9 protein-coding genes are annotated in these 10,948 nt (G+C 27.0%); 4 read left to right on the top strand and 5 right to left on the bottom strand.

Going from position 1 to position 10,948, the window contains the following annotated elements:
* The 3 genes from eno to Q0K19_RS14190 all read left to right on the top strand — a co-directional run.
* Positions 1-843: phosphopyruvate hydratase (gene eno, locus Q0K19_RS14200; protein ID WP_297249096.1), on the top strand; the 843-nt coding region annotated here is incomplete at its 5' end.
* A 1,203-nt stretch (positions 844-2,046) separates the two neighbouring features.
* Positions 2,047-2,490, top strand: coding sequence for a bacteriohemerythrin (locus Q0K19_RS14195; protein ID WP_048596102.1), 444 nt, complete (start codon positions 2,047-2,049; stop codon positions 2,488-2,490).
* A 10-nt stretch (positions 2,491-2,500) separates the two neighbouring features.
* A complete protein-coding gene (locus tag Q0K19_RS14190) occupies positions 2,501-2,974 on the top strand; it encodes a bacteriohemerythrin (RefSeq protein ID WP_297249092.1) in 474 nt (157 codons plus the stop codon).
* A gap of 64 nt (positions 2,975-3,038) precedes the next feature.
* Here Q0K19_RS14190 and Q0K19_RS14185 read toward each other — a convergent pair whose 3' ends face one another.
* Complete coding sequence (locus tag Q0K19_RS14185; RefSeq protein WP_297249090.1) at positions 3,039-3,770, bottom strand: NAD-dependent deacylase; 732 nt, start codon at positions 3,768-3,770, stop codon at positions 3,039-3,041.
* Between the two features lie 553 nt (positions 3,771-4,323).
* Here Q0K19_RS14185 and Q0K19_RS14180 point away from each other — a divergent pair.
* Complete coding sequence (locus Q0K19_RS14180; RefSeq protein ID WP_014489190.1) at positions 4,324-4,989, top strand: redox-sensing transcriptional repressor Rex; 666 nt, start codon at positions 4,324-4,326, stop codon at positions 4,987-4,989.
* Positions 4,990-5,058: 69 nt separating this feature from the next.
* On the opposite strand, the gene Q0K19_RS14175 is transcribed toward Q0K19_RS14180, so the two are convergent.
* The 4 genes from Q0K19_RS14175 to Q0K19_RS14160 form a co-directional block, all read right to left on the bottom strand.
* Positions 5,059-6,165, bottom strand: a complete 1,107-nt coding sequence (locus Q0K19_RS14175; RefSeq protein ID WP_297249088.1) for an ankyrin repeat domain-containing protein — start codon at positions 6,163-6,165, stop codon at positions 5,059-5,061.
* Between the two features lie 75 nt (positions 6,166-6,240).
* On the bottom strand, positions 6,241-6,954 hold the full coding sequence (locus tag Q0K19_RS14170; protein ID WP_297249086.1) for a uracil-DNA glycosylase family protein: 714 nt from the start codon (positions 6,952-6,954) through the stop codon (positions 6,241-6,243).
* Positions 6,951-7,187 carry an Imm17 family immunity protein gene (locus Q0K19_RS14165; RefSeq protein WP_297249084.1) on the bottom strand — a complete coding sequence of 79 codons (237 nt, stop codon included), beginning with the start codon at positions 7,185-7,187 and terminating at the stop codon, positions 6,951-6,953. Before Q0K19_RS14165 ends, Q0K19_RS14170 begins: the two co-directional genes overlap by 4 nt.
* A gap of 497 nt (positions 7,188-7,684) precedes the next feature.
* Positions 7,685-10,543, bottom strand: a complete 2,859-nt coding sequence (locus Q0K19_RS14160; RefSeq protein WP_297249082.1) for an AAA family ATPase — start codon at positions 10,541-10,543, stop codon at positions 7,685-7,687.
* Positions 10,544-10,948: the final 405 nt, after the last annotated feature.

Here is a 10,948-nt window from a genome sequence, read left to right as displayed (position 1 = left end):
GGCGGTGCTCACTCATCAGCTCCAATCGACTTCCAAGAATATATGGTTATGCCAGTTGGTGCTCCTACTTTCAAAGAAGGTATACGTTATGTAGCTGAAGTATTCCATAACTTAAAAGCTATACTTCATGACAGAGGCTTAAGCACTACAGTTGGTGATGAAGGCGGATTCGCTCCAACTCTTAAGGATAATGAAGAACCACTTCAAGTAATTATGCAGGCTATAGAAAAAGCTGGATACAAACCTGGTGATGATATAATGATCGCTATGGACCCTGCTTCAAGCGAATTCTATAACAAAGATAAGAAAAAATATGTATTCCATAAATCTGATAACAGAGAATTAACTCCTGCTGAAATGGTTGATTTCTATGTTAATTTATGCAATAAATACCCTATTATCTCTATAGAAGATGGCGTTGCTGAAGATGACTGGGAAGGTTGGAAAATCTTAACAGAAAAATTAGGTAAAAAAGTTCAGTTAGTAGGTGATGACTTGTTCGTTACTAATGTAAAAAGACTTCAAATGGGATTAGATAAAGGCGTTGCTAACTCTATTCTTATTAAAGTTAACCAAATTGGTACATTAACAGAAACTTTAGATTCTATTGAACTTGCTAAAACTCATAACTATACTGCTGTAGTTTCTCACAGATCTGGTGAAACAGAAGATGCTACTATTGCTGATATAGTTGTAGCTACTAATGCCGGACAAATCAAAACTGGTTCTGCTTCAAGAAGTGATAGGATTGCAAAATACAATCAATTATTAAGAATCGAAGAAGAATTAGGCAACAGAGCTGTTTACTTAGGTAAAAAAGCATTCTATAATGTTATAAAATAATAATTGATTAAGTATTATAGAATAATTTAGATTTAAAGCGATGAACGAGAGCTGGTAACAATTTATTGCTGCCAGCTTTTTTATGTAGTTTATCGCTAGCAACAAGAAAGCGAGTTGGAGCCAGCTAGTGAGGAAACTCACTAGCTTATTATAGGGCGTAGACGAGTATAGCAATAATAAATAAAAAGCATTCTATAACGTTATAAAATAATAATTGATTAAATATTATAGAATGATTTATATTTAAATCGATAAACGAGAGCTGGTAACAATTTATTGCTGCCAGCTTTTTTATACGAGTTTATCGCTAGCAATAAAAAAGCGAGTCGGAGCCAGCTAGTGAGGAAACTCACTAGCTTATTGTATGGCGTAGACGAGTATAGCAATAATAAATAAAAAGCATTCTATAACGTTATAAAATAATGAATAACTAAAATATAAAAATTATTTGCCTTTGGAAATTTACTTGTCAGAAACTCTAAGCAAATAATTTTTATTAGCAATAATAAAAAATAAACGAGAGCTGGTAACAATTTATTGCTGCCAGCTTTTTTATATAGTTTATCGCTAGCAATAAAAAAGCGAGTCGGAGCCAGCTAGTGAGGAAACTCACTAGTTTATTAATGGCGTAGACGAGCATAGCAATAATAATAAAAAATCATTTTATAATGTTATAAAATAATGAATAGTTAAATATTATTTGTCTTTGGAAATTTACTTGTAAAATAATTTTTATTGTCAGTAATAGAATAAAGTGAGGCATAATATTAAACTATTATGTCTCATTTTTTGCAATCATAATTAAAAAGTTGATCCTCTAGTAAATTCGATAAAACGTAGGCAGTCATTTACTATAGGTTTAAAGTTAGATTTTTTCATTATTTTAATAAAGTAATTTACTGTATACAATTTTTTATATGGTTTTATTAGGCAATAATATGTAGTTTTACAATGCAATAAATTTTTAGTTTATTACATCATAATATAAAATTTGATATTAATGTTTTATTGAAACTGTAAAAATAGATACTGATATAATATTTAATTTAGTTAGTTTTAATTGTTTGATTAACCTAACAAAAAAATAAATTTTTAATAAATTTTATTTTTATCTTTAAAAATAGAAAAATATTTATATAATTAAATAGTATATATATTACGATATTAAACATAATTGTCTTTTTTTATATTGAAGGAATAATTATGAGCGATAAATACATAGTATGGGAAGATAAGTACAAAGTAGGATATAAAAGAATAGATGATCAGCATTTAGAATTAATAGAAATAATAAATGATTTGCATGATTGTATGGATAATAGAGATTCTGAAGATGAAGAACTTAAAGCTGAGTTTAAAAAGGCTTTAAGGAAAACAGTGGATTATGTGGCATTTCATTTTTCTTATGAAGAGAAGATAATGCATGTTATTAAATATGATAAATTAATAGAACATTCTTCATATCATAAAGAATTTACAAATACAATTTACAATTATGTCAAATCTTATGAGAGCGGCTCTTTAGATGCTATCAATAATTTAGTACAGTATCTAAAAGATTGGTTTTTGAACCATATTTTAGTTACAGATAAAAAATTTATAAAAGAAGTTAAGGAAGCATTAGAAAAGCTTTCTAAAGAAGAATAAGGAGCTTTATATGGAAGAAATGGTAGAAATTACTGTGAGAAAAGGTTGGATTAAATGGGAAGAGAGATTCAAAACTGGTTATAAAAGAATAGATAATCAGCATAAAGAATTAGTAAACATCATAAACGACCTTTATGAAACGGGTGTAAAAGGCGATATCGGAGATGAAGAAGTACAAAAAGCATTCAAAGAAATTGTCAAAAGAACTATAGATTATGCTACTTATCACTTCACTTATGAAGAAAAGATTATGAGTGCTATAAATTATTCTGCTGCTAAAGACCATATTTCCAAACATAGATCTTTTTCTCTAAAAATAGTTGATGAGGTTAACAGCTATGAAAGAGGTGATAATTTGGTAATTAAAGATTTTATCACCTTTTTAAAAGACTGGCTTTTGAATCATATAGTGCTTGAGGATAAAAAGTTTATATCTGAAGTAAAAACTACATTGGCTAAAATGTATGAAGAAGAAATGAATTAATATATTGCATATAAATAAAGCCTTATAGTAATAGAACTATAAGGCTTTTTATATTTTTATTTTATTATAAATATTTTTCTATTTCTGCAAATGCTTTTCCTGCTTTTTCCTGAATATAAATGTCTACTATGTAATTAGTAAAATTTGATGGCTGAGGATTAATTTCCATGATTCTAGCACCTGCTTTTTTTGCTATATGCGGAATCTGTGCTGCAGGCATTACTTCTCCGCCTGTACCAACTATAATAAATAAATCGCTTTTTTGTGCATCTTCTATAGATGAATTGAAATCTATTGCTGGAAGCTGTTCTCCAAAGAATACAAAATCAGGTTTTAAAGTAGAACCGCATTTCTCGCATGAAGGCGGATCCATAGCTAATATTTCTTTATTGATTTTATATCTTGTTTTACATTTCATGCAAACTGCATATTGAGCTGTACCATGAAGTTCATATACTATTTTGCTTCCGGCTTCCTGATGAAGATTATCAATATTCTGAGTAATTACACTACGCATTATACCCATCTTCTCTAAATTTGCTAAAACTATATGAGCTTTATTAGGTTTTACATCGGTAATAGGATCATAAAAAACTTTTTTCAAAGATTTCCAAGATTCTTTTTGATGTTTTACAAAATATGAAATTTCAGCAAACTGACTTCCATGTTTCTCCCAAAGCCCATTCTCGCCTCTGAAAGGAGGAACACCGCTTTCTACACTTATGCCTGCACCTGTAAATGCTACAGCATATTTTGATTCTTTTATTGTTTGAGCTATTGATTTATAATCTATCATGATACTACCCTAATGTTTTTTATATTATAAATTATATAATATAATGTCTTTTTTTCTACAATTTTATTAAAAAAACTTACTTCTAAATTTGTAACTTAATTTTTTTATATAAATATACAAGGCTATTTTATTTATAAGCAAAGTAAATTAACCAAATTTTTATCATTACATTTTGAACCATTCTTTATATTTTCTATATCTGTAGAATAAAAATTCATTTCATAATTTTTTATATTTTTTTAATATAATAATTTATATTTATTTTCTTTTGATATACCATAATTTAATAAATTAAATATAATAGGTTTAAGTTATAACATAATATCAACTTTATTCATTAATATAATTTTATATGCTATAGTTTCATAATAAATTAGTATTTTTTTTAATAAATCAAATAATATAAAAAATATTATTAATGTTCTTAGTTTGTATATAATATACAATAAAATAGAGATTCTATACTAATATTTTATTGACAGATAACTTTAATATGTTATAATATAACATATTACTTAATAGTAAACTAGAAGAAAAAATTTAAGGATATATTATGATTAGCAGAACACAAATTATGCGTTTATTAAAATACAAGAATGCTTTAAGACGCATGAAGAGTTTCGGATTTATAAAAGCATATTCTAATAACTTAGGCGATGCAATAGGTATAACATCAGTTCAAGTAAGAAAAGATTTTTCATTATTTAACATATCTGGAAACAAGAAAGGCGGATATAATATAGATGATTTACTAGAACAGATTGACAGCATATTAGGTAAACAAATATCACATAATATTATATTGGTAGGATATGGTAAAATAGGAAAAGCATTGGTTAATTACAGAGGATTTGAAAGTGAATCTATAAGAATAGTTGCAGCATTTGATCATAATCCTGAAAAAATTGATAGAAATGCATCTACTCCAATACTTCCTATAGAAGAAGTAAAGGATTTTATAATTAATAATAAAATAGAAGTGGCAATATTAACTGTACCTGATTTGGAAGCTCAGAGAATGTTTGATGTTATATGTAATGCAGGTATAAAAGGTGTTTTAAATTTTGCTCCTATAAAACTTTTAGAAAGACCTGATTGTATAATCAATGATGTTAATATAGCTGATGAGATTGAATCTTTATTCTATTTTATAAATGATGTGAAAGATACTTCTTCAAGCAGTAAAAAGCATAAAGAAAAAGCAGATAAAAATAATTGATAAAGTTATGAAAATAAAAAATAGGGACTTATGCAGTCCCTATTTTTGTATTCTATATTTATTAATGCATTATTTATTATAAGTTAGACTTGCTCTAGTGAGTAAATCAATAACTTCTGTGTTGCCATTTTCCATAGCATACATTAAAGCAGTCTTTTTAAATTTATCCAAAGTATTTAAATAAGCTCCTGCATTAATTAAATATTCTACTGAAGCATAATCTCCGTTTTCAGCAGCAAACATTAAAGCAGTTTTTCCATCATTATCAGCAATATTTAAATTTGCTTTATTCATTATTAAAGAATTTACAGCCTCACTTTTACCAGCAATTGCTGCCCATATTAAAGCAGTTCTTCCATCTCTCATTTTGAAGTTTATATCAGATTTTCCTATGAGTAATGAAGATATAATATCTGTTAAACCTAATGTAGAGGCTAGGGCAAGAGGTGTAATATTTCCATAAGGGCCGTAAGAAGCAACTATATTGGCATCAGCTCCTCTTTCTAATAAAAGTCTTGCAATATCATTATTTCCTCTAGCTATGGCATAGAATAGGGCATTAGCACCATATTCATTTATATAATTAATATCACTTCCTTTATCTAATAATAATCTTACTATTAAGTCATGATTATTATAAGAGGCTACCATTAAAGGAGTCATATTATAATTTATTCCGTCATCATTTCCGCTTCTATAAGTACCCATCATTCTTAAATCAGCATTAGCATTAACTATCATTTCTACTATGCTGTAATATCCTTTTCCTGCTGCTTGTAATAATGCTGTTGTACCGCCATTTATTTTTATATTAGGGTTAGCATTTTTAGCAAGCAGATAAGAAACTATATCAACATATCCTGCATCAGCGGCATAGGTTAAAGCTGTTTTTCCATGTATACATGTTAGATTAACATTAGCATTTTGTGATAAAAGAAGAAGTACAATATCTTTATATCCTTTTGAAGCTGCTGTAATTAAGGCATTATGACCTTGATTATCACCGAAGTCTATGAAACTTGAAATAGGGCCTTGTGAGATTAATCTTTTTATGCCGTTAGTATCTCCGGCATTAGCATAATCTAATAATTGATCCAATCTTCCTGTATTAGGTGTTTGAGCAAATAATACAAAAAAAGTATTTAAAAATATCAAAATAAAACTTAAATAACGCATTTTTAATTCTTCCTTAAAGTATAGAATTTTTGCTGTTATCAAATTTCGGAATAAGATATATTAATTTTAATTAGTTTATGATTTATTTTTACTATTATTTAAATAATATTTATAAAGTTCTTTTTTGGTAGAATATAAACTTACACCTTTTATAGGACTTATTTTCAAAGTTATTGTAGACAATTTAATCTTTCTTGAAGCATTAACATATAAATATCTTTCTCTTAAAGCGTTTATTATATCAATGCTTATTCCTTTTTCATTGATTCCATTATTGTAGTATTCATAAACTTCTTTGCTTTCTTCTATATTATATTCAATATCATTAATTATTTTAAAAAAGTGATTTTCCGTAAATCGGCTTGTAAATATAATAGATTCTAAATCTCTATAATTATTTTCATCTGTAATAATATTCTTAAGTATATTATTATGCTCCAATATTATTAAATCTGTGTCTCTTGCACTATTCTCATTTTTTCTTTTGCATTTTGAAAATACATCTGCTATACCTATTTTATTTTCTTCAAAAAGTTTTTTCTTCTTGATCTTATTAAAAAGAAAATCATCAGAGCTTTTATAATCTATATTAAAGCAGTCAGCAATTATTTTCCAAAACTCGCTTCTTTTACTTGAATAATACCAAGCATTATTTTGTTCTTCTTTACTTAATTTTTCAAACTTTTCTATATTAGAATACAATGGAACAGGGAAAGTACCTAATATCAAAATTTTCATTTTATTAGGAAAGAAATTTATATCATCAAATAAATGTTTTTCAATATTCATTTTCTTATTATCCAAATAACTATACAGCTTATTATTATTATAGAACCTAAAATTCCAGTAAGTATTCTAACTCCAATCTCTCCGAACATTTCATATATGCTTATCATAAAATTTGAGCTGTTATTGTTTAAAAGCCAATTCCATTTAAAAATCGCAGCTAGAATAAATAGAAGTCCTATTAATATTCCAAATAAATAGGGAAATTTTTTTATATAATTTATTAAACTCTCCATACATTATAATTATATTATATTTATTTATAAAAGCAAAATTATTTAAATTTTTAAATTTCCATAACGCACGGTAAGTAAAGTTTTATATATAATGATAATCGTAATTAATAAATATGCTTAAATATATAATAACATTCTGCGTGCGGTGAATGCATTATAAATTTAAATAACACTTGGGTGGGTAGCCAAAAAATTCTAATTAGATTATAAAGAAATAAAAAATTAAAATTTTAAAATGAATTAAAAAGCCTAGAGGGTGGGGGATGAAAATAATTTTTTAAAACTTTAATTACATTACCCGCCCTTTAAGATTTATTACTATAATTTGCATTTTAGTATTAATTAATTTTTGAAACGTAATTAGAACTTATAGCACCCGCCCAAACGTTTATTATATTTAAAATCTTTTCAACGCACGTATAGATAATTTTTTTAATATGATGAAATTTGAGTTTGAGATAAATTTATATTTTTAGTTTTATTTAACGTGCGGTTAGTTATTCCTGATTAACCAGCTTTTCTTCACTGCCATTAACTTTTCCGTCTTTGTCTACTTTAACAGTGAATATTTTTGAAACACCTTTCTCTTCAGCAGTTATTCCATAATAAGCATCCGCTATAGTTGCAGATACTTCATCATGTGTAATGATTAAGAACTGAGTTTTATCGGATAAGTTTTTAACCATGTTTTTGTATCTTATAATGTTCGCTCCGTCAAGTGCAGCATCCACCTCATCAAGTATACAGAAAGGACTAGGACGATATAGGAATATCGCAAATACTAAAGCAAGCCCTGTCATAGTAAGCTCGCCGCCTGAATAGGATACAATATTCTCCATTCTTTTTCCCGGAGGCTGAGCGAATATATCTATAGGGCTGTTTAATAAATCTTCTTCATTTTGTATTTTAAGTCCGGCATTTCCTCCGCCGAATAATATTTTAAATGTTTCTGAGAATTTTTTATTTATTTCATTGAATGTTTTTAAGAAATCTTCACCGGCTTTTTTATTGGCATCGGCTATTATTTTTAGTATCTCTTCTTTTGATTTTTCCAAATCTTCTTTTTGTTTTGTAAGGAATTCAAATCTATTTTTAGCTTCCTGATATTCATCAAGTGCCATTTCATTTATATGTCCGAGATTCTTTATTCTTTCATTAATAGTATTGAGTTTATTTTTATAAGACTCTTCATCTATTAAGTTTTGAGTATTCTCTTCAAAGTCCTTTAAGTTAAGAGCATAATTTTCATAGAAATGACTATAAATATCTTTTATTTTATCATTGCTTTGATTTATTCTCTCCCCAACTCTTGTTATATTTTCATTTATCTCATTAAGTTTTTTTACTCTTTTTGCTAAACTAGTTTCAAAATTAGATAATGCAGATTCAGCCTTTTTTATCTCATTTGCTTTATGTCTTGATTCGCTTTCAGTTTTGGATTTTTTCTTTTCTAATTCTTTATAGTTTATAGAGTTTTCTTTATATTCTTCATTAAGTTTTTTATACTCTTCTTCTAATCTATTTATTTTTTCGTTGAGAGAGCCAAATTCATCTTCTATCATCTTCATACTTTTTAATATCATTTCTTTTCTGTCTTCAGATGCTTTTTTATTAGTTTCGTATTTTGCTCTTTCTATTGTTAGGGTAGTGAGATTAGCATTTGATTTATTAATATTATCAGTAGCTATTTTTATTTCATTATTTATTTCTTCGATTTTTTCTATATTATTTTTTATAAAACTTTCTAAGTCAGCGATTTCTTTATCTATAGCTTCTTTTTGCATATAAGTACCTTCCTTGTCGAAAAGCAAATCAACAAAAGGGTCTTTTATTTTTGTATACTCTTTAAATATACCCTGCAAAAATAATGCATCTTTTTTCTCTGTATCTAAACTCTCACCTAAATTACGAATAAAACTGCATAATGAATTATAGCTAAGCTCATTTAAATTTGATAATACTCCGTCTTCTTCAAATTCTTTTATGGTGTTCATCTTTATATTTATAGCATTTAAAAGATTATTAAATCCTATATCAATGTCAGTTTCATGCTTTCCTATATTCTGATAAAAGCTGTTGCCCATTACATCTTTTTTCTTTTCATCTATCTCTGTGATTATTTTATTTATAACTTCTAACTGTCTTTCTCTGGCATCAGCAATTTTTAATGTTGCATTTTGATTGTCATTTGTCAAAGTAGATATTTGATCATTGAGGCTAGCTATTTTATTTTGTTCATTTGCTATATTAGTTTCTTCTGCTTCTTGTTCTTTAAGTGATTTTTCTATATTTTCAGCTATAGTTTTTACGGACTCTTCAAGTTCTGCTATTTGGGCTTTATCTTCTTCTATTCTTTTTAAGAGAGAATTCTTTCTGCTTATAGTTTCATCTTTTTCTTTTCCGGCATTATCAAGCTGATTTTTTAATTGATTAGACATCTTCTCTATGTGAGTAAGCTCTGTCATTATAAGCGAAACCTGTTTATCAAGCTCTATTGATAATGTTCTTGTTTCTTCAAATTTTAAAAGCTCCTGCTGTTTCTGTTTATCCAAATCCTGAAGCTCTTTTTCTAATTCAGACTTTTTATTTGTATGTTCTTCAAGGCTTTTATTTTGATCTTCTAAAGTTATTTTTAATTTTTTTACCTGATTAACATTTAAACTTATATTTATTTTTTTCTGTTCATCTTTAAGATTATAATACTTTTCAGTTCTTGCTGCCTGTTCTTTTAAAGATTTATAATGTTTTTCAGCATTTTTTATTTCTATTTTAACATTATCAAGATTTCTTTCAGACTCTTCTAGCTTTTTAGCAGCTTCTCTTCTTCTTTCAAGATATTTACTGATTCCGGCAGCATTTTCAATAATGCTTCTTCTCTCTTCTGGCTTTTGCTTAGCTATCTCTGAAACAGTACCCTGCTTTATAACCGAATAGGCATTTTTACCAAGTCCAGTATCCAAAAACATATCAACTATATCTTTTAAACGTACTTGTTCATCATTGATATAGTATTCTGATAGTCCTTTTCTATAGTATTTACGTGTTACTATAACTTCATCAAGATCGTATTTTTTTATCCATCTGGATTTATTATCTAAAGTAAGAGCTACCTGTGCAAGAGATGATGGTTTTCTAGTATCTGTACCATGGAATATAACACTTTCAAGACCTTTAGCACTGTCAATTCTCAATCTGCTTGCGGACTGCTCGCCCATAACCCATAGAAAAGCCTCTACTATATTACTTTTCCCTATTCCGTTAGGTCCAAGTACTACAGTAACGCCTTCATTGAACTCTATATTTGTTTCTATGGCAAATGATTTGAATCCGTGCAAATTAAGATTCTTTATGTACATCTCTTTTCCTGTATTAAGTATATATTAGTTAATTATACAATTCTATTAAAAAATAATCAATTAATTAAATAAACAATATATAAAAACACTGTAAATTTATTTGTTTTTATGTATTATTAGTCTAGATTATTTTCGGTATAATGCATAGTAAATATGAAGACTATGGTAATTTTGTTATGATAAAATATTAATTTTAATGTGTTTTTTACGAGATGAAAAAACTATCATTTTATAGGAAATTCAAAAATATATAGCTAATACAAGGATAATTTGTATCATATAAAATGATATGCAATTATATATTGATTATTAGTTAAACTTTTTATTTTTGTTTAAGAGCCCCAGATATTGCACACTTTTAGTTTAAAAAAAGTAGGTATCCCTTATAATTTAAATTGCTAGAAA

Origin of the sequence: uncultured Brachyspira sp., assembly GCF_944393015.1 — a bacterium.
Classification (GTDB): Bacteria; Spirochaetota; Brachyspiria; order Brachyspirales; family Brachyspiraceae; genus Brachyspira.
Note: the sequence above shows the minus strand (reverse complement) of the source record. Positions and strands in the feature narration are given on the sequence as shown.